16 protein-coding genes are annotated in these 20146 nt (G+C 41.0%); 4 read left to right on the top strand and 12 right to left on the bottom strand.

The genetic code is table 11. The features are described from left to right. Window positions 1–7: 7 nt before the first annotated feature. From NMK36_RS05125 to NMK36_RS05170, 10 genes are all read right to left on the bottom strand, one after another. Window positions 8–2203: an FtsK/SpoIIIE domain-containing protein gene (locus NMK36_RS05125; RefSeq protein WP_254173152.1), complete on the bottom strand. Its 2196-nt coding sequence runs from the start codon at window positions 2201–2203 to the stop codon at window positions 8–10. Window positions 2204–2257: 54 nt separating this feature from the next. Beyond that, window positions 2258–2563, bottom strand: a complete 306-nt coding sequence (locus NMK36_RS05130; RefSeq protein WP_254173153.1) for a hypothetical protein — start codon at window positions 2561–2563, stop codon at window positions 2258–2260. A 5-nt stretch (window positions 2564–2568) separates the two neighbouring features. Beyond that, window positions 2569–3084, bottom strand: a complete 516-nt coding sequence (locus NMK36_RS05135; RefSeq protein ID WP_254173154.1) for a hypothetical protein — start codon at window positions 3082–3084, stop codon at window positions 2569–2571. A 586-nt stretch (window positions 3085–3670) separates the two neighbouring features. Continuing rightward, window positions 3671–4300, bottom strand: a complete 630-nt coding sequence (locus NMK36_RS05140) for a hypothetical protein (RefSeq protein ID WP_254173155.1) — start codon at window positions 4298–4300, stop codon at window positions 3671–3673. A gap of 2 nt (window positions 4301–4302) precedes the next feature. Beyond that, window positions 4303–4692 carry a hypothetical protein gene (locus NMK36_RS05145; protein ID WP_254173156.1) on the bottom strand — a complete coding sequence of 130 codons (390 nt, stop codon included), beginning with the start codon at window positions 4690–4692 and terminating at the stop codon, window positions 4303–4305. 734 nt (window positions 4693–5426) lie between these two features. Next, entirely contained in the window at window positions 5427–5783 is a 357-nt protein-coding gene (locus NMK36_RS05150; protein ID WP_254173157.1) for a hypothetical protein, read from the bottom strand. A gap of 56 nt (window positions 5784–5839) precedes the next feature. After that, window positions 5840–6379, bottom strand: coding sequence for a RusA family crossover junction endodeoxyribonuclease (locus tag NMK36_RS05155; protein ID WP_254173158.1), 540 nt, complete (start codon window positions 6377–6379; stop codon window positions 5840–5842). Between the two features lie 450 nt (window positions 6380–6829). Continuing rightward, window positions 6830–8542 carry a hypothetical protein gene (locus NMK36_RS05160; protein WP_254173159.1) on the bottom strand — a complete coding sequence of 571 codons (1713 nt, stop codon included), beginning with the start codon at window positions 8540–8542 and terminating at the stop codon, window positions 6830–6832. A 68-nt stretch (window positions 8543–8610) separates the two neighbouring features. Further along, a complete protein-coding gene (locus NMK36_RS05165) occupies window positions 8611–8847 on the bottom strand; it encodes a hypothetical protein (RefSeq protein ID WP_190521066.1) in 237 nt (78 codons plus the stop codon). Between the two features lie 178 nt (window positions 8848–9025). Further along, the gene (locus NMK36_RS05170) at window positions 9026–9265 is read right to left on the bottom strand and encodes a hypothetical protein (protein WP_254173160.1); all 240 of its coding nucleotides are present in this window, start codon (window positions 9263–9265) and stop codon (window positions 9026–9028) included. 277 nt (window positions 9266–9542) lie between these two features. On the opposite strand from NMK36_RS05170, the gene NMK36_RS05175 reads away from it, so the two are divergent. After that, entirely contained in the window at window positions 9543–9731 is a 189-nt protein-coding gene (locus tag NMK36_RS05175) for a ribbon-helix-helix domain-containing protein (RefSeq protein ID WP_254173161.1), read from the top strand. A gap of 81 nt (window positions 9732–9812) precedes the next feature. Continuing rightward, window positions 9813–10106, top strand: coding sequence for a hypothetical protein (locus NMK36_RS05180; protein WP_254173162.1), 294 nt, complete (start codon window positions 9813–9815; stop codon window positions 10104–10106). 129 nt (window positions 10107–10235) lie between these two features. Here NMK36_RS05180 and NMK36_RS28745 read toward each other — a convergent pair whose 3' ends face one another. Then, complete coding sequence (locus tag NMK36_RS28745) at window positions 10236–10364, bottom strand: hypothetical protein (protein ID WP_302184653.1); 129 nt, start codon at window positions 10362–10364, stop codon at window positions 10236–10238. 543 nt (window positions 10365–10907) lie between these two features. On the opposite strand from NMK36_RS28745, the gene NMK36_RS05185 reads away from it, so the two are divergent. After that, complete coding sequence (locus NMK36_RS05185; RefSeq protein ID WP_254173163.1) at window positions 10908–11909, top strand: AAA family ATPase; 1002 nt, start codon at window positions 10908–10910, stop codon at window positions 11907–11909. Further along, window positions 11909–14326, top strand: a complete 2418-nt coding sequence (locus NMK36_RS05190; RefSeq protein WP_254173164.1) for a S8 family peptidase — start codon at window positions 11909–11911, stop codon at window positions 14324–14326. The genes NMK36_RS05185 and NMK36_RS05190 overlap by 1 nt, the downstream gene beginning before the upstream one ends. Before the next feature lie 47 nt (window positions 14327–14373). Here NMK36_RS05190 and NMK36_RS05195 read toward each other — a convergent pair whose 3' ends face one another. Then, window positions 14374–20136: a DEAD/DEAH box helicase gene (locus tag NMK36_RS05195; RefSeq protein WP_254173165.1), complete on the bottom strand. Its 5763-nt coding sequence runs from the start codon at window positions 20134–20136 to the stop codon at window positions 14374–14376. Between the last annotated feature and the right edge of the window lie 10 nt (window positions 20137–20146).

Below are 20146 nucleotides of genomic sequence, written 5' to 3' on the forward strand. Positions count from 1 at the left end.
GTATTCCTCAATCTCTCGGTCTTGAAGGTAAATTAGGAATAAAACTCTTGCCATCAATTAAGCCTAATCCATTCGCTTCCAATCGCTGCCAACTGTCATACAAATCCGTTAAATTACTCGCCACTCGTCCCGATAAGAAATCCCGATCTGCCATTGAAGGAGTTTGATTCTTCAAACAAATCCTCACCGCATAATTATAAATTGCCCAATCCTTACGAGTCAACTCACTCAACCCTTTGGATAAATTTCCATCTCTGACAGAAGCCAAACTTTCAGTTGCATTTCCCCAAATTTGTTGCTCAAACTGTTGAAGAAATGCCTCAATTTCCTCCTCAGCACACCGAAATAGAGAAACACAAACTCCTTTCGGAATCACAGTTGGTAAGGTTTCACGAGTCTGAAATTCAAAAATCTCCAACAAATCCGCATCATGCAAAATCAAAATCCCAGAATCATCAGGAATTAAACCTGAATCTAAATGTTCCAATTCTGGGAGAATCTCTTGAATTTTAATAGAATCGGAAAATTGATAAACTGTATAATCGGACGAATCTGGATACAATATGTGCTTCAACCTCTTAATCCAATTAGCAGGAGATTTAAAATGAGCTTGAGGAGAACTAACTCTATTGGGGGCTTGAGAATGTGAAGATAAGGGTTTAGAATTGTCAGACTTTAGAGAAGGAGAAACTGCACCTCTCAATTGAGACGGTAATAACTCCTGAATTGAGCGCACATACAAACTTTGCAAACGCAACATTGTTCCCCCATCCGAAAAAATCAAATCCCCCTTACCTAATAACCCCGTACACAGCTTTCCCCATTCCTCCACATCCAAAATCACCGCCCCCGCCTTCGCACTTTGCAATCTCAATCCCAACCGTACCCCCATATTCACCTTAATCTTCGTACTGACCACATCCGCCTTCGGGTACTGAGTAAACAACACCAAATGAATCCCCGCCGCCCTCGCTAAAGCACCCAACCCCTCCACCAAAGCTTCAAACTGCCCCTTTACCTCCTTCTCCTTCGTCAAATACTGAATTTCATCAATAAAACAAACAATCCGAGGCAACCGCAACTGGGGTTCCACCTTCCGGTTATAATCCTCCAAATCATTTGCCCCTAACTGTTCAAACCGTTCATACCGTTCTTGCTGCTGGGCATCTAAATCCTCCAACAAATTCAAAGCACTATCCGTATCCCGACAAACCGGATGCCATAACCAAGGCAAAGCATCAAATTCCTGTTTAGCAAACGTAACTCGTTTAACATCAATTAAACACACCTGAACCCGTTCAGGAGGATAACGTAAAATCAAACTGGCTAACATCGCCTTCTGTGCTTCCGACTTCCCCGAACCCGTTGCCCCTCCCCCCAAAACATGACAAGTATTCGGGTTGGCTAATTCAATTTCCACCAATTGCCCATATAAATCAACCCCCATCGCCATCCGCACCGGTTCTTCATCCGATAAAACTCGATAAGAAATATAGTTTTCCAGGAAGCAAAACTGCCGTTCTTGTTCACTCAAATTCAAGTCAAACGCCACCCCCTGCGTCAAAGCCTGAATTAAAGGCGGTTGTGATAAACCCAAAGCAATTTGAAGATCTCGTTCTCGATTTTTTAGGTCAGCCACCTTCACCTTCACGTGAGCATTCACCACCGGTTTAAGTACCAACCGTTGAGTAGTCGGCCCTCGATGTCCCTCCACCCAATCACAAGGCAAATTGTAATGCAGTAACGCTTCAATTAAAGCTTGTCCTATAGGTGCTAAAGGATGATTAATTGGGGGTAAGGTAACAGCGTTAGAAGCCGCAGGTTGTAAAGATTCAGTCGGATAAGAAGACTGTTCAAGCATCGCTTCCATCACCCGTTCTCGTTGAGTTTCTTGGTAATAGCGAGTCACCGCCAATTGATGTTGATAATCCTCTTCTTCCTGTTGCTCTTCAGCCCGTACTAAGGGTTCTAGTTTACTAATCCGAAGTGCATGGGATAAACTCACCCCAGACAAAACAATACCACTGCCGGTTAACGCTAATTGCAGCACTTTTAAAGTAGTGGTATTTCTGGGTAAAATAAACGGAGGAATAAATAACAGTAAACTCCCCAAAAACAAATACAAACCACTAATTTTATAAGCAGATTCCAGCGTTTGATTAATTAAGCGACTGCGATAATTGAGTTGTCGAGGTTGGAACATAACAGCATAAATCCTAACCCAAGATTAAACTTAAAAACGACTTTCCCTTTTGAATTAGTTTTGAACCCACCGACTCAACAGCCAAAGCAGAATTCCCATCACAGCCGATAAACCCGTAAAGATGAGAATTCCATAAAGTTCCATTGGCTCAATTTTCAATAACTTGACCCAAGCATCATCCCCAACCCAACCGACTATTTGAGCTAGAATAAATGCAATTAAAAAGAAGCAAGCGATCGCTAACCCTGCTGTATTGAATTCACTGGCGATCGCTAACATTAATGTTAAGCTAATTCCGATCAGGAATAAATTAGCTCCGATTAAAAGCTGGCAAAGAAGTGAAGCTCGTTTCCAATTCATTGCTCTTATTGATTCTCCCAAGATTTTTGGATTTGTTGACGATACTGAGCAATCTTATTAACCGCTTGTCGGTCAGCTTGATCAATATTGAGAGACATCTGAGCATATTGAGGTCGAAGTCCATGTAATTTCTGAGCATAATTAGAATTAGCCCCTAATTTTTTGACTTCATTACCTGCAAGTTGACCTTTATAGGCATAATGAGCTAAATGAACTGTTGTATCTGCATCATCAATTTGCTTAAGGGCTTGATAAGATTCTTGAGTATGTTTTGCCGATTCCTTTCTCTGTTTCGCTACTTGTTTGAGAACCACTTTCTCCTCTTTAGAAAAATAGCGAGGTGAATCTAAAACAGGAACTGAACGAATTGAGGCAAAATTACCCGGATTAGTCGGAGAAAAAACAGTGGAATCTGTCGGTTGTAAGACTAGAGATTTATCAATTTGATGAGAACCATAGCCGGCGTTTCTGTCTCTTGTTTTTTGGTTCCAGGTTTCCAAAATGCGATTTAAAATCCCCATCAATATTTCTCCTTAAAACTTGAATAAGAACTAGGGTTGCCATAACCTCGATATAGACTCGATGGGTGGTCATAGGAATCTGTTTTCGTCCCAGAATGTAACCAATACTGGCTGATATGGCACTAACTGCAATCAGAGATAACCATTGAATAGAAATCATCTGGAAAATTGAGTGGAAAATTGATGATAAAGCCGTTGGAAACACTACTTTGTATTTCTGGCAAATGAAGGCAATCAAAGCCGTTATCAAAGTAACTGCTATCGAAAGTTGTCGAACTTGCTGTTGTCCGCATTTTTGCCGTTTTCGAGTGTATTCATTCATTAGGACAACCCAAACATCAACGTTGAGGTCATACTGACAGGATATACAGAAGTTGGCTGTAAGCAATAGCTTTGTAATTGATTGAGGAGGTTTTTGAGGTGTTTCATATCCTGAGATGGAGTAGAAGTAGACAAGGAAGAAAGGGTATTTTTGAGTTCAGTCACTACACCCAGCAAATCTTGTTGTTGAGAAAGCTGAGTGTGTTGGAGGCTTAAGATTTCCTCCAACAACGTGTTAATGGTATCGGTCTGATGTTCACTGGCTTCAAGATGCGCTTTTAAGTGCTGGAAAGCAGTTGAGCACTTGCCCTCCCAATTGAGTTTGTGGAGTGGGAGATTCTAAGTTACGGCGCTCTTGTTTACCTTGTTCGGCGGCGGTATTGAAAGCCGCTACAAACTGTGACACCGTATCCTCTAGTTTGGCATTGCCATTATCAGTAGACCCAAATCCAAAAACCTCTAAAAGAATCTTATCATCCAACATTTCTTGAATTTTGGGAGCCACCGTTTGAGCAATTTGAGAAGTTTTCTGCTCCCAACGTTCGTACAACCCTACACCGGAAGAATCATACACAGAATGAGTTGTTGTATTGGTATTGACTTGACTTTGTAATTCTTCAATCCAAAATGCAATGGCTTCTTCAATTCGGAGTTGTTTGCGTCCTTCACTGCGGCTATCACGAATTGCAATAATTTGATTCAGCCAAATGGTTAGTTGTTCAGAATTTACTAATTCCAAATTCATCCGAAACTTTTGGCACAATTCACTGAGGATATAACGAATCACATTACTCCCCACTGCTTGTCCTTTAGAGGTCACCGATTGACCTAACTGTTCTAAATCAATGCCATATTGGCTGTAATCCGTTGAAGTTCCATTAGTTGTGTTTGTCATATTTAACCTCGATTTTGACGTTTAGAAAAATTGCGAACTCGGTTTAATAAATTGGGGCTATAAGCGAGCCATTCATCAGGATTAAATCGACCCCATTTCACTTCATCAAGGGCTTTTTTCTCTCCCAGAGTTAGGGACATAATCCGAAACCCATCAAGAATCTTTTTGCCTTCTTCTGAAATTAAGGTTCCGTATTCGCCTTCATTAAGTTGAGGCATGACCGCTTTTAAGAGGCGATAGACTTTACGGAATTGGGGACGATTAACATTCCACAGGCTCGACTCATAAATGACTTGTTCGGGGTAATAGGCTCTGTTGTTAACAAAGACAACTCTGGGGTCAATAATTTGAGCTTCTTTGATTTCTAAACAGATTTCGATAGTTTCACTCATTCGACTGATTTAAGTTTGTTCTCAGGTGAATCTGGGTCAATTCTAATTTCTCAAATCTTAGAAATTGAATTGAAGGTCAGAAGAAACCCCGTTCAAACTAATTTCCATTGGTCTTGGTGAACATCCTATTAAAGAAACCAGGGTGTCGTCAATTTATTGCTGTCATGAATACGGTATTTTTCTAATTCAATTGAGGCGAGATTTGCTGAGTCAGCAAGGAATTATTCTTGGAGTTGAAAGGCTGTCGTTAATTGGGGGTCTTGCTGAGTATTGATGCAAGATTTGCTGAGTCAGCAAGAAGTTGTTCTCAAGTTGAAAGGCTGTCGTTAATTAGGAGTGTTGCTGAGTGCTGAGTCAGCAGATTAGAAAATAGGGGGAGGAATTGAGAATTTGAAATAATTGTTGGAGATAGAGCAAGGGACGGAGTAAGCGATCGCCTAAACACGTTTATAATTTCAAATTAAGCTCGTCTTTGGTGATTAATCTTGGAGGTGTGCTAAGGATCTTTAGTTAGAGATTGGCATAAAAAAATCTCCTTAGCTTTAAGGAGACAGAGCGTTAAGGTTGAGAATCAATAGAATTGAAGTTAACCTATAGAAATCTCCGCCTTCAAGACGGAGGTTGTAATAATTTTAAACATCTATGAAACAGCCAAAAGTATTGACCCTATTGCAAGAGTGCCCATTACCCATTCGTAATTCGTAATTCATAATTCGTAATTGCCCATTACCTATTTATTCAGGTTGAGGTTGTGTAACAGTCTGAACAATCCTGCCGTGATAAATAATTTGCAGGAGTAAGTCTTGTTGTCTCAGCATTAATTGAACACTTTCTGGGCAAGATTTAAAATCGGTTTCAACCCATCTGTAAATCATGCGTTCTTTGCGTCCGGTAATTTGACAGAGTTCTCGAACACAAGCGGCTGTGTATCCCCAGTCTTGAGGTTGAATATTGTGGAGAATTGGAACCCAACGCGCACAATATTCTGTAGGGTGGAGAGGAACCGATAACAGTTGACGAATTGTCCGAATTTGCCGTAATTTTTCAGTTTGAATTGATGGAGACTTGTTAGGGAAGTATGGGGATGGCATAGTTTTAATAGAGAGTGTTTTAAGAGTGCGAAGTGCCAATTTTAAGAAATTAGAACTTATAACCAAGTTGGGATTTGATGCCAATCAAAAGTTTGCCGTTGTGTGGGTTGAATGACGAGTAATACTCCATTACTTTTAAAATTTTGGGATTCATATTTTCCATGAGGAGCATAAGTCACTGTATCGTTAGCAATTGCAATGCCAACTAATACATCAAGTAAGGCAGCATAGCGATTATCGGGATCTCCGGCATGGTTGCCAACAAATAGAACCCGAATCTCCGCCGAAGATAGAGGAAATTGATGATAGCAACTCAGGTTGGTTTGGATAGAATTTGGGTTAAATTCGGGAGCATACTCTAAGTTTTGCCAGTGAGTAATGGAACGTTTAATTGCTAATTGAGTGCAAGTTTTCCAGCGTTTATAATTAGCATCGAGATGAATGGTTTTGGTTTTAAAGTTAGTTCGAGGTCTAAGTTTGCTATAGCACTTACCAGGTAGCCAAATTCGAGCATCTACAGCATAGAAAAACTCGGCTGAAAGTTCAGGTGAAATCAGGGTCGAAGAAACAACTTGATTTGGGGATTCAAACATCATGATTGAGAGAGTACGAGGTGTGTTAAGAAGTACGGAGTTCAGAGTGCGATGTGCGGAGTGCTTTAAGAAGTGCGATGTGCGGGGGGTTCGGAGTGCGGAGTTAGGAGTGTGGAGGGCAGGAAGTAGACGGTCGATCATTGAGTTAGAACTGAGGAGTTAGAGGTGAAGAAGATATTATTTAAGGCTGAAAAGATAAAGGTTAAATTTAGGGAAAATTAAATAAAGTAAAATTAAGGAAAAAAAGAATTTAAAAAGCCCAGATTTTAAAAAAATATTCAATTTTCCAATCAATCATATAGCCGATTTAATAAGCTTTAACTCTTCCTTTTTCCTTGTTCTTTAGCCTTAAATATACAGGCACTCACTAACAATCCCCCAACTCCGCACTCTGCACATCCCACTCTTAAAGCACTCCGCACTCTTAAAGCACTCCGCACCCCGCACTCTTTCTTAAACCAGAGGTTGGAGTTGACAAGGTTCAAACAGTTCTTGGTAGGTTTGTCCGCTAACGGGATGGGTGATGCTGACCCACCAATAACCGGGACGCTGTTGATATGCTTTGTGAATAATTCCTTGCATCCCAGTGAAGATGTTTTTGGGGTCAAAGTTGACTCGCACTTGAACACCCGGTTGTAGGTCGGGTTGAATTTGTTGATTAAGGCTTTCACGCCATTGCAATAGTTCTTCAAGTTGGGTTTTTAATTGCTGGGTTTGAGCGGTTTGTTCAAGTCGGATGTGACTGGGTTCACTGAGTAGCGTTTCTAAGTCCTGTTGTTGTTGAGCAAGCTGTTGTTTGAGGTGTTGATTTTCGCTTTTGAGAAGACTGAGTTGACTTTGAGCTTGTTCAACACCACTCATGCGCTCGAATGTCCATCCGGCTTTAACATCGTTTTGGTCAAGCACACCGAGCCATTTGGTTTTAGGGCGGTTGTAGGTATCTAATTCAAGGATTAAGTCATCAACAACGCCTTTGTGTTCTGGGGAATAAACTCGAATGCGATCGCCCACTTTTAATTCACTTAAAGGCACTGGGACGAACTTCGGTTTGAATATGGTGGGTTCGTGGTCGGGGGAGGAAGTGGGTTGTTGTAGTTGAGCAATGAGTTCGTCTTTTTGCTGAAGTTGGGTTTGCAATTGTTCGAGTTGTTGCAAATAAGTTTGGGAAAGTTTTTGCTCTAGTTGTTCGAGTTTTTGCATCAATTCAGCGTTTTTCTGACGTTCGGTGGCTAATGCAGCTTCAAGGTCGTCTGTGGGAGGGCTTTGAGGTTGTGGCGGGATAACAATGGTTTGGGGGTCAAGGTGAGCGCACAGGTGTTTGATTTCCCGTTCGGTTTGTTTGATGTCATAAATTAACTGGGCTTGAGCATCCCCAGTAACCGCTTCGGAGAGTTCTTGTTCAAGTTGGACTTTATGCAGGGTGAGACGAGCTAGGCGAAGGGCGGATTCTGAAGGCTGTTGGGGTATTGGAGAGGATGTTTTGTAGCCTTTTTGAGCTAAGGCTTGATCCAGGTGTTTGAGTTTAATGACGGCTTCAGCTTGATTTTTTGTATCAGCCTGAGCAAATTCTTGAGCAAGGGTTTGGAGGTGTTGTCCTTCTTGGGGGGTGAGGTTGTAACGTTTAGAAATCTTTTGCCAATCTTGCTCTGTAACGATTTGTTCGGCTTTGGCTTTTCGGACTTCTTTTTTTGTGATCTTCCCTCGCTGGGTTAGGGATTCTACAATAGCTTCTGAGGCGTGGGTTAACTCTCGCAGGGCTGCTAAACTCCAGTGTTGCACTTTGTTGAGGATGCGCTGCTGCAACCGAGGTTTGAGGGAATCAAACCATTGGCTGATTTTGATTAAGGATTCGGCGATCCATTTGGAGGCTCCCCAGTCGCTACTATTGAGCCAATTTTTGAAGCGTTTTTGGCCGTCTTGGGGAGTCGTGCGAGCGCATAAATTGCTCAGGAGTTGACTCAGTTGGCGACCGAGTTCAAGCCCTTCGCTGAGGGTGCGCTGCACAAAGTTTAAGGTTTGATTGAGGGTTTGTTGGGCAAGGGGAGCCAATTCACCAAAACTTGAATAGTCGTAGTTGTGGGAAAACGAGTCAGAAAGCTCAAAGTGGGTCGGAAGGTTAAAATCAACTTGATGAGCCGGGGGAGATGCAAGGGTGGCTGCTGTCATGTTAAGTTGTTCCTTGTAATTATTTTTTGTGAAAAGCTGGCCTAGCCGGGTCAGCTTTTTGTATTGAATTAATCTTCAATCCGTAATAAGTCGTCAATTGTGATTTCAGGTTTTCCTGTGAGTTGCCTAATCCAATCTCTAAGTTTGACTAAAGTTATGAACTCGCTTTTGGTTAGAGTTCCTGCCTTAGCAGCAGATAGAGTTCGGCGATCTACTTTGAGACCTTTGAGTAAGAGTTCTTCATAGGCAGCATTGATCGATAAGCCTTTGGGCCAGTAAGGACGTAAATCAACGTAAACTTCCATCAAATTGAATTTTGAATTGATAGTGCTTACCTTGATCCTGCCATGTTTATAGTCTAATACGTTTACACTCATACGTCAACACTTTAACGTTTTAAATCCGAGCCAACTTCAGTAAGCTGATTGATGATTGGGTCAATGCTCAAGATTGAATACAATATACGCAAAAAACGTATTTAAGTCAAGAGGGATCTTCGGAGGGAAGCTGAACAAGCTGTCGAATTTGACGGATTGTGTTTTCCTTCTCCAAGACGACCAATATATAGTCTGGTCTATCCCGGAATTCTGGCCCCCAACCTTCAATCGTGCGTTCAGAGAGTCCCGTTGCTTTAGCAAGGTCTCTAACACAGGCTGTGTAATACCCTCTTGTTCCAGGATTTGGGGTTTTAACCCATCGCAAACAAAACTCTTTCGGTTCCAAGGTGGCTTTTTATGTTGTCTTTTCAAATGTTTCGCTATCATCATACAGCTTTAGGAATTGAGACCATTGCTACTTACTTAATTTGCGTATTAAATTGAGCAAGCCAACATTGGCTTTTGATTAACTTTGATATTGCTACTCACAAGGACGTTCATTTGAGTCATTTACCTATTTTTGCGGGACTTCGACTATAGTAACATTACTGGAGCATTACTGCAATAGCTCAGTAATAGCCCAGAAACGGAATATAACAATGTAGGATTGTTAAGGAACATCCATGAAATTAGAAAAAGTGCCATCTAGTCTGCCCCGATTTAATGTATATATTGAGCCTGAGTTGAAACGTGATGCTGAAAGACTGGCGAAGAAGCAGCGCCGTTCGCTGTCTGCGTTGGTTTGCTATTTGTTAGAGCAGGCTGTCAAACAAGCTAAGACTACCGGGGAACTGGCAGAGGATGATGAATGACTCTAAGGAGATTAAGCTGATGCTTATAAACAAAAACACACAGAGTTACACTGAATAGCTGGAGATTTTCTAAACAATGCTGTGGCAACGCAAAAAAAACGAATTACGGTTGAAGTTGATGATATCTATGAGCTAATAGGACAGATGGCTGATGAAGGCCGTCGTTCTAAAGGTGCCCAAATTAGGCTTTTGGTTGATGAAGCTTTAGTAGCTAGGGGATTAATTGAGCCTCGCCCTGGAGTTAAACCGTATCAAAGCGATAGTGAAGTTGATGAGGCTCGTCTTCAACCGATTACTCTACTGATCAATAAACTGATTGAGGGAGAAATGCCTACTGATGGTGAAATTATCACTTGTGCAATTTTATTTCTATAGACTTAGGATTTCAGTAGAACCACTGAAATTTAAAATTTGTAAATTTCCGTAAATATACTCTTGCTTCTAAAACGGTAAAGATATATAGTTATAAATTGATTCTCTGCTACCACATTATTTTCAACATTCTCAGCCTACTATTTCAAAACGCCCACGAAAGTATTCACTTTTCTGTTTTGAAATAGTAGGCCGTCCAATTTGCTTGATTAAAATTGACTGTGCTTGTTCTGTAAGTTTTTCTCGATAAGTATCTTCCATTTGATTTTAACTCAAATAATTCATAACTCTTTTTTGAATAAAAGTTTTACTTTTTTGAAAAGTAGTTTAACTAAACCGATTTCTTTATTCTTACAGTATTCTTAACTTTAATAGTTTTAACAGTGATTTAAGAGAAATGTTTCGATCTTGTATAACTAAGTTATAGGTATTTTTAATATAGCTAATGTAAAATATTCAAATGCTATTCAATGATACTCTAGATAACAAGAGTATTGAGCCATAATTATATAGAAACTATCTTCATATCGAGCTAAGTTTTGGTGATACTATTTTTGCCCATAGTCTTAATCAGAATTGTACTTGATATCTGTATTTACACTCATGCCCATAACAAAAAATCAAAAGAGAACGAAGCTAAAATAAATTTATATGTTCTGTTTTAATGCTATAATTAGGTTGAACGATTTTAATTTCTGAATAAAAAAAGTGATTACATTTAACATGACATTATAAACATCAAAGAGAGATTTTACCTTTTGAACAAGTTCCTAGATTGAAAATTATTATTCATGATATGAGATAATGGTATCAAGTAAACAACTCAAGAGGCTATTTCAAGCTTTCAAAGAGCGGGATGACAATGCTTTTTACAGAGCAGCAGAAGCTTTGATTGCAGATGAACTCATTGCTAATCATCATGCTCTTGCTCAGGAGCTACAGCAAGCATTAGGAAGGCAACCGATGAAACAGATAACACAAAATGGATTGAGGCTCCTCCCTAAAGATCGTCGCAGTGGCGATGATTTGGTTATATTAGAAGAAAGCTTCGTAGATTCGACTCAAGTCGTTTTAAATCAGGAAACTAAGGGGAAAATCGAGAGAGTTTTAGATGAGCATCGTAAACGCCAAGAATTAAGTAAGTATGGATACTTGCCTAAGACCAAGCTACTTTTTTGGGGTCTACCTGGATGTGGTAAGACTTTTACTGCGAAGTATTTGGCTCATGAACTTGGCCTTCCAGTAGGCATTGTGAGGTTAAATGCAGTTATTTCTAGTTTTTTAGGAGATACCGCTTCTCATCTCCATCGGGTTTTCAATTTGGCTAATACAACTCCAATGGTACTTCTTTTAGATGAAGTCGATGCAGTGGGAAAAAATAGAGATGATCCCAACGACGTTGGAGAACTTAAACGAGTTGTGAATAGCTTACTACAGGCAATGGATACTTTTGATTCATCTAAAAGTGTTATTATTGCTGCTAGTAATCATCAGTATTTGCTCGATCCCGCTTTATGGAGACGTTTTGATGATCTGATTGAGTTTCCTTTACCTGGTAAAACAGAACGAGAGATTTATCTTCAACGCCTTTTAAATGGCGTTAATTTTGATGGCTCGCTAGAATATATAGTTAAGAATATGAGTTCACTTTCTTATGCAGATATTCAGCGCATTACTGTTGAAGCTATTAAAACGATGATTCTTGAAGGGAGAGAAAATTTAAAAAGCCAGGATATTTCTGAGCAACTTAAAGCTTTTAAAAAAGCCACTTTTGAAGCACAAGCTAAAAATAGGAATACTTTATAATGAATCAAGATTTTCCTCTCTTTTCACTAACTCAACCGCAAACTGCTCAACGTCGTTCAGAAAGACCTTCTTTTGTTCCCCTCCCCCTAGAAAAAATTGAGCAGCGACAAGAGAAAGCTAACAATTTAAGACAACAAGTTCAAGGACTTTCTCAAAAATTGCAAGAAATGTCTGAAGAGCAAAGAAAGGCAGTATTAATTAAACTAGAACATGAACAAAAAATTTCTTTAGATGGCACAGGTTTAAAGCCAATTTCAGAATCTACTAAAAATTTTACCCTTGCCGTTCCTCGTACTGAAAAATTAGATCAACTAGAAAAAAAGATTGAAGATTTTGGAGAGGGGGAATTAAAAAAAGGTCAACCGCTTAATCCATCTTTAGCATATCTTAATACTATTAAAGAAGCTTCACCCAAGGATCGTCTTTGTCAAATATTTTTTGAACAATATGACCAATTAATTCAGCAAGACTTGATGATTTGTGAAATTGAAATGATGTCTTTACAAACAGGAAAAAACCAACAAAGCCGAGAATTGTTAGAAATACGAATAGAGATAGGCAACTTATTTGAGAGTGGGACTAAAGGCAATTTATTTGAGCATGAAGAAATCAAAGGAACTTGCCGTGCTGTAATTCGATGTACTGGGAAGATTTTTCAAGAATTAGTAGAAGGTAAAAAATGGCAGAATAAAATAGTGTATTTTGATGCCCGTCCAGAATTTGAAACATTTCATCAAACGCTTAAAAATTTCCAAATTCAAAATTTAGGCGAATTCGTTAGCCCTCCTCAAGATGCTCCAATGGTCTGCATTGTAGATTCGGGAGTGACGATTGGAAATCCTTTCCTGAAACCTGTTGTTAGAGAAGATTTGATTCGCTCTTATCTCAAAGCTGAATCTGACAAGGATAATCCTTATGATGAATGTGGACATGGTTCGGGTGTTGCTTCTTTAGTTTCTTACTATGCCTTGAATTTATACCCAAATGCAGAAAATAAAGGAAAAATTTGGATCGCCAGTGCCAGAATTTTGAATAAAGATAATGAAATTGAAGATGAAAGATTATTTTCCAAAATCTTAGCAGAAATTGTAGGCAACTTCGATTTATTAAATGTTAAAATTTTTAACCTCTCTCTTCAATTTACTAATCGAAAATGGCATGAAGAAGCTAAACGAACCGTTCCTCGTCGTTCTTGGATAGCTCGAACGATTGACAAACTTTCAAGAGAATACGATGTTGTTTTTATTACAGTTACAGGCAATATATCAACTTACGATGTCAAATATTATCATGAGGATGGATTATCTTATCCTAAATATTTTATAGATGATGAATCCTCAATCTACGATCCCGGTCAAGCAGCATTAGCTATTACAGTAGGCTCTATTGTTCCTGGTACTCAAGCAGTGGGTCAAGTAGCAACAGCGATGGCAATTGCTGAACAACATCAACCCTCTCCTTTTACTCGTTGTGGGCCTGGAATTAACCGCGAAATTAAACCTGAGTTGGTCGAATATGGTGGTAATTATTTAATCGATGAAAATGGCTCAGTGCGAGAAAATCCAGGAATGAATGTAATGATGGCGAGTCACAAACTTACACCTGCAATTGCTCATCATTCGGGAACAAGCTTTGCTGCTCCTCGTGTTGCTCACAAAATGGCGCGTATTCTTTATGATATGCAGCTTTTGGGCTTTGATAATATTTCTGCCTCTTTATTGAAAGCATTAACTGTTAATTCTGCTATTTATCCACCCTATTATGGAAATTTTGATAATTTTAAACAAGCAATGGATGAGGTACAGTCTAAGCATTGGTTAAATGTTGTTGGTTACGGAATACCAGATGATATCAGAGCAACAGAATGCGATCCTTATACAGCAATTCTATTGTTTCAAGGTGAAATTGAACCGAATACAGTTGCTTATTTTGATATTCCTGTTCCTGAGTGTTTGGTAGACGCACAAACCGGGATAAAACGGTTAACTGTAACAGTAGTTCACGCACCTCAAGTTCAGAGATGGGGTCTGGAAAGCTATTTAGGAACAACGTTTAAATGGCGAATGTATCGAGGAAATGTGGATAAGGAGGATATTATTCAATCTATGTCTATCGAAGGAGATGAAGATGATGAAGAAACAGCAAAGAAACAGAAAGACTTAGATTTTATTCCAGGTATTAACCTGCGTTCTAGAGGAACGGTTCAACATGGAGTGTACGAGTGGAAACAACATAAGTTAGAATACAGCCAAAATTGCTACACATTAGCTATAGCTGCTTATCAGAAATGGGACAATCAACCTGTACCTTATGCAGTCGTTGTACGCCTCGAAGACACGACGCAAACGGCTCAAGTCTATGCAGAAGTGCAGAATATCATAACGCAACTTGAAATCCAGACAAGAACTAGAGTATAAAAAGGCGTTATGTGGGTTGAAATCGGTTTGAGGTTTAGCATAAACATTCACTTTCTTAACTCTTCTGCCTTCAACATTTCTACCAATGCTTGACCCTTTGTTAAATCAACTGCACCTAACACTACTACTCGCCAAGGCGGATTATCATTGGTAAGCCGGTCGCGAATAAAGCGATCGCGTCTCCGATTCACACCTTTATGAAATGCTGCCCCATCAATATAAATTGCCAATCTTCGTTCTGGTATAGCAAAATCAGCAATAGAAATTGGGTTATTAGTTGGCACGGGAACTTGTTTTTCAGGTTGAAATCCATGCTGTTCAAATAAGCGTAAAAACTTGAGTTCTAAAGGCGAACCCACACCCGCATTATAGGCTTCTAACCAAGGAAGCGGATCGTCAAGGTCGCCAGTTTCTAAAGGACGAGTAACCGGGGGTGATTGTGCTAATTGTTCTAATGCGGGGATTACTTGCAGCCAGTTTAGTAGTTCGTGATAGCGTTGATTTTGATAAGATTTTAGGCAACGATAACAGGCTGTTTCGCAATTAGGATGATCTAAATGAGCGATCGCCTCTTTCGCCACTTGATCAAACTCAGTAGCAATGCGACGCAGATAACCACTTCCACCTAAACTCGGATCGATAAATGTTAACGATACTAGACCGTAACGTTTTCCGCCATTATTAACTTGCCACATTCCCTCAAACTCAAAATCAACCTCCGAACCGTCTAGCATATATAGATGCTGCATTCCAGCTTTCAGTGCATAGCCTAGAGATAATCCCCAAGACTGGAAATCCTCTTTTGGCATAGAACTGGGTACGGGTAACACTAGCCGTAATACTTCTGCTTTACTAGAAGTGGCGATCGCTAATGGTTGCGGTGACTTGCCAGCTTGGGGGCATTTATCTGCATGACCAAAGGGGTCATCTTGACCAGATTTGCGTGCTTTTCGCCGTCCTTGTGTGGTATTTTGCCGATCGGGATCTTCTAAAATTCGTCCACAATCGCTACAAAGTAAATATCCCTTTGCATCGTTGTGTAGTAGAGGAATACCATCAGTACGTTCTTTGTCAGTAGCAGGTAAACCTTCATTAATCCAGCGAACTTCTTCATCCCGGCTTAGGCGCAGTCCCCATCCTGGGGTGACAGTCCACCTTGCTATTACTTGTCCGTTCCATTGCGGATGAGTTTTTACTAAATTGCGTGTAGCATAGCGTTCTTCTTCGTCGAGAATTGGACTTTCGTCCCGTCGTGCTAAAAATCCCGCAAATTCACCCGCCGGGAATGATTTTCCAGGCGCATTATTTCCACAACGGGGACAAGACGGTTCGTTACCATCAAATCGTAACTCGCAAGTATTACATAATCGATACAACCAAGTAGCACTTTCGGTTCTGGGATTCCAAGGTGAAGCGTTATCCAAACCGATGACTTTCCAGCGTTTGGTACGGGCGAAAACTTGAGCATTGGGCTGAAATTGTCCAATACCGAAGCGACGGGCTACGCTGATGGGGTCATCTTCTCGTTCGTCGCCTAACAATCGCAGTGCTGCGGGTTGGGTAGGAAATTCGTAACCGGGAAGGATGCCAAATTCGGCGAAACGGCGTAGGGGATACCCAGCAGAACGATCATCTGCTTCATTAGCATTGCGTTTTTTATCGGTTTCAATCCCTAAAATTCGGGCTATTAATTGGGCGGCGCGGGTGCCAGCGCGTTCTCCTTGTAGTTCGGCGGAGTAGGTATCGAGGGCGGTTCGTAGTTCTTTGACTTGTCGGGCGGTGCGGTTAATGACATCTTGAATACGTGATGATAAGGTTTTTAAATGTTCACGCAACTGGGTTTCACTCAGTCCCGCTTCATTTAAGACTGTTTCTTCCCAAGCTTCTTGTGCTAGAGTAACAGCCCGATCGCATTGTGCTTGCACCCCATTAATTAAAGCATCTACCGCTTCTTGTTTAATATCACCTTGCGGGGAAACATATTCAACCATTTTGCCAGCTAAACCTGGTTCGGCTGCACCAAATGCGATCGCATTCAAATGCCGAAAAATTACATCTCGGTTGCCCAATGCTAAGGCGGGTGCAGGTACTTCCCCAGCGATCATTTCTGCTGGTTGATCGTAAAAATATTGATCATGGGGTGTACTGCGGGCATAACTGACGACTAAACCGATACGAGTGCGCCGTCCCGCACGTCCTCCCCGTTGAGCATAATTATCGGGGCGAGGCGGTACATTTCGCAAAATTACTGCATCTAACCCACCCACATCAATGCCCATTTCTAAAGTAGGAGAACAAGCTAATAAATTAACTTTTGATTCTGTTGCTGGTGCTTTAAAATCTTCTTCAAGTTCTACTCTAACATCGTTAGGAACTTGGGCAGTATGTTCTCCAGCTTCTAAAGGAATAAATTGATCAGCTAGAATCCGTTTAACATTGCGATTTTGTAAGACTTCTGATTCTGACCAATGTTTTAAATTACCGTGACAATAAGGACAAGGTAAATTTTCTTTTGCTCCTAACTTATGAGTAGAACAAACTTCACAACGGTAGCGTTGTTGTGCGGTGGCTAAGTGCAGATGAACTACTTCCGCATTCACTTGTAAAAGATGGATTTTGTCTCTAGCACCGTATAATTCTGAAGCGACTAAGAAACTGCCATTTTGCAACCACGCTAACAGTTCTACCATCTGTTCTTCTGTTGGTTCAGTGCCGCCACAGCGAGTGAGTAAGTGTTTAAGAATGCGCTCTAAACTTGGCCCTCTACCACCTGTTTTTGGTTTGCGCCAAGGGTTATTTAGTTTAATGCCATAAGGTATGGTGGCACTATCTAAATAAGGGACAGGTTGTTCACTTAAAAAAGCATAACCTTGGGGTTGTTTCATCCGTCTTTCCCATTCAGCGGCTTTTGTGTAGCTGGGACAACTGGGATGTTGAGGATGATAACGTAATAATTCGCGAGAAAGACAGCCGCGAATGCGAATTTCATCTAACAAACAACGAGAAATATATTCTAAAATTTCCTGAGAAATACCTAAATTTTTGGCAATTTCTAACCCGTTAGTTTGCACGTATTCATCTAAACGGTGATATTTAACTTGCACTAAGCCCAAGTTCATTAATGTTGCACGATATCCAGCATTAACTGCTAGTTCATCAAGTAAAGGTGCTTCTTCCCAAGCACTAATTCTGTGCTTTGTTTCATCAGTTAGAAAGCCGCTAGGGTTAGCTGGGGCGTATTGATTATCATGTTCTTGCAGTCCCCTTTCTCCCAGCAATTCTACGACTCGCTGTAAGGAAAGTGATTTGCAAGAGGTATTAGGTGTTAGGTTTTGGGTGTCAGGTGTTAAGGTTTCTTTCCCTGACCCCTGATCCCTAACCCCTGACACCTGTTTTAAAATTTGTACCACCCGTCGTCGCATTCGATCGTACCGACTGGTAAAAACAATAAATCTTGCTTGGTGGGCGGCATCTTGACGGCTATCGCTGAAAACTAACAAGCGTTCTTTGCCATCATGGTTAGGTTGGTTAGAGTTGGCTTGGGCTAAGGCTTCTACTAATCCTTCACTCAGCACTTTTACGGCGGCTGAAGTTCCCAATGCTACAGGGGTAATTACGTTTCGGCTTCCGGCTGTACCACCACAACACAGGCAACGGGTACGGGCGGGGGCGAGGGTGACTTGCCAAGGGTAGTCTTTGGGGTTGGTACTGAAGGAGAGAGTCGAGGTATCAAAGGAACCTTGGAGAACGGGGCGTTTTTTGATTTGTTTGGTTTGTTTTTGGCTACCTTTGCGAGAGGTACGAGGTTGGGGTTCTTCTTCGCTGTCTTCCTCGCTATCTGCTTGGATATCGAAACGACTGGGGTCGTAGAGCATCCATTCTGAGCTATCATCAGGGACGGCGGAAGGTTGTAGGGGTTGAGAAGTGGGTTCACCAATAAAGCGTAGGTAGTCAGCACCGCAGTTACGACATAGATATAAAGGTGCTGTTTGATGTCCGCATTGACAGCGTTCTTCGCCCATTGGGTAAAGTTTGCCGCAGGTGGGGTTAATACAACGGTGGAATTGCCAACCGCCTCGAATTAAGCGATGGGCGCGGAGTTGCAATGCGCCGGGGGTGCCTTCTGGTAAGGCTGCACCAACTAGCAGGGCGGTTTCTACTTCGCTTCTGAGTTCGCTATCGTTACATTGAGAGCGTTCTTGAATTTCTGCTTTGACTTTTTCGACTATTTGTGATATGGATAGGGGCGATCGCGTCAACCAGCGATTTAAGTCCCATAGCAAGCGGGCGTGATGTACTGCAACTTCTAAGGGTGTGTCTGGGGGTTGGTTGCCTAATGCACAGAGGGTTTGTCTAACGGCTTCGGGGTTGGTGAGGTCGAAGTCTTTGATTGTGATAGGTTGAGGAGAATAGATAGCGGTTTCAGGAGTTTGAATATCTTGCAGTTCTTCACCAATGACTCGAATTGTATTTTTATTAGCACCTGTTAGTTTACTGAAAAAATCTTGAATAGGTGTCAGGTTTTGGGTTTCAGGTGTCAGGTTTTCTATTCCTGATCCCTGACCCCTGACACCTGAACCCTCCCTTTTAATTGTGGCGGAAGTACCAACGGGAATTAGTTGAGGATAGCGACGGGTTTGAATATCGGGAGAAATATTAGTAAAATAATCTTGTTTGGCATTAGTTAAATGCGCTTTTAATCGTCGCACGAGTAAGGCGATATTGCTGCCTAGTGTTCCCCGATAAGTATGAACTTCATCTAAAACTAAAAAGTGGCAACGATGGTTGGCAAAAATTGCTTCTCTATCGGCTGGACGAACTAGCAAATATTCCAGCATCATGTAATTAGTTAAAAGAATATGAGGCGGATTTTTCCGAAGTTCTTCCCGTTCTGCTTGTTTCGTTCCCCTGTCGTATTTTCTAACAGATATTGCACTTTGCCAACCGGATTTTTGCAGGAAATCATTAATCCGCAATTCTTGATCATTGGCAAGGGCATTCATGGGATAAACTAAGATGGCAGTTAATCCCGATTTTTTGAATTGAATCGAGTCTTCTATGGCATTTTGAATAACTGGTAATAGGAAAGATTCTGTTTTACCGCTACCTGTTCCGGTGGTGACAACTAAGGGGGAAGTGTTAGCACCTAAAAGGTGAGAAATTGCTTGACTTTGGTGTAAGTAAGCATATTCGCTTTTTGTCCTTTTTTTCATGACTGTTGCCAATTGGGAATCAATTGGTAAATCATGCCATTTAACACCGTCTTTGAATGGGCGATGGGCTTGATAAAAGGGTTCTTGAGCTAAAAATAAGGGTGTATCTAATTCTCTTTCTAATGCTGCTTTTAGTTGGTAATCTTTAGCCCGAAATTCGGTTTTGAGATAGTCTTTGTATTCTTCTGTTAATTTGTCGAGAATTTGAATGGGATGGAGAGCAGGTGCAGGTGTGAGGTTTCGGGTGTCAGGTGTCAGGCTTTCGGTTTCTAATTCCTGAAACCTACCCTGAAACCTGCTCCCTGGCTCCTCCTCTGACACCTGATACCTGACCCCTGAAACCTGCTGATTAATATATTGGGAAAACTGAGATGCTAAAGAGTCGCTGAGAGTGGAAGCATCAATAATTTCTCCTAGTTGGGCAAAATCCCAAGTTTCGGGAATTCTTGAAAATAGTAAATCGAGTTGGTTAGGGGAAATTATATCAACTCCTGTACAATCTAAAATTGCCATTTTTTGGCTGAGAAAAGTGCTAGTCGCAACTAGGGAATCGTCACCTTTCTCTATGATTTCTTGCAATTTAAAACTAAAGCTCATGATTTTTTAA

Source organism: Planktothrix pseudagardhii (genome assembly GCF_904830925.1).
GTDB lineage: Bacteria > Cyanobacteriota > Cyanobacteriia > Cyanobacteriales > Microcoleaceae > Planktothrix > Planktothrix tepida.

Coding starts and splice junctions, on each gene's coding strand:
- NMK36_RS05125 (WP_254173152.1), bottom strand. CDS start 2,203: ATGTTCCAACCTCGACAACTCAATTATCGCAGTCGCTTAATTAATCAA.
- NMK36_RS05130 (WP_254173153.1), bottom strand. CDS start 2,563: ATGAATTGGAAACGAGCTTCACTTCTTTGCCAGCTTTTAATCGGAGCT.
- NMK36_RS05135 (WP_254173154.1), bottom strand. CDS start 3,084: ATGGGGATTTTAAATCGCATTTTGGAAACCTGGAACCAAAAAACAAGA.
- NMK36_RS05140 (WP_254173155.1), bottom strand. CDS start 4,300: ATGACAAACACAACTAATGGAACTTCAACGGATTACAGCCAATATGGC.
- NMK36_RS05145 (WP_254173156.1), bottom strand. CDS start 4,692: ATGAGTGAAACTATCGAAATCTGTTTAGAAATCAAAGAAGCTCAAATT.
- NMK36_RS05150 (WP_254173157.1), bottom strand. CDS start 5,783: ATGCCATCCCCATACTTCCCTAACAAGTCTCCATCAATTCAAACTGAA.
- NMK36_RS05155 (WP_254173158.1), bottom strand. CDS start 6,379: ATGATGTTTGAATCCCCAAATCAAGTTGTTTCTTCGACCCTGATTTCA.
- NMK36_RS05160 (WP_254173159.1), bottom strand. CDS start 8,542: ATGACAGCAGCCACCCTTGCATCTCCCCCGGCTCATCAAGTTGATTTT.
- NMK36_RS05165 (WP_190521066.1), bottom strand. CDS start 8,847: ATGGAAGTTTACGTTGATTTACGTCCTTACTGGCCCAAAGGCTTATCG.
- NMK36_RS05175 (WP_254173161.1), top strand. CDS start 9,543: ATGAAATTAGAAAAAGTGCCATCTAGTCTGCCCCGATTTAATGTATAT.
- NMK36_RS28745 (WP_302184653.1), bottom strand. CDS start 10,364: ATGGAAGATACTTATCGAGAAAAACTTACAGAACAAGCACAGTCAATT.
- NMK36_RS05185 (WP_254173163.1), top strand. CDS start 10,908: ATGGTATCAAGTAAACAACTCAAGAGGCTATTTCAAGCTTTCAAAGAG.
- NMK36_RS05190 (WP_254173164.1), top strand. CDS start 11,909: ATGAATCAAGATTTTCCTCTCTTTTCACTAACTCAACCGCAAACTGCT.
- NMK36_RS05195 (WP_254173165.1), bottom strand. CDS start 20,136: ATGAGCTTTAGTTTTAAATTGCAAGAAATCATAGAGAAAGGTGACGAT.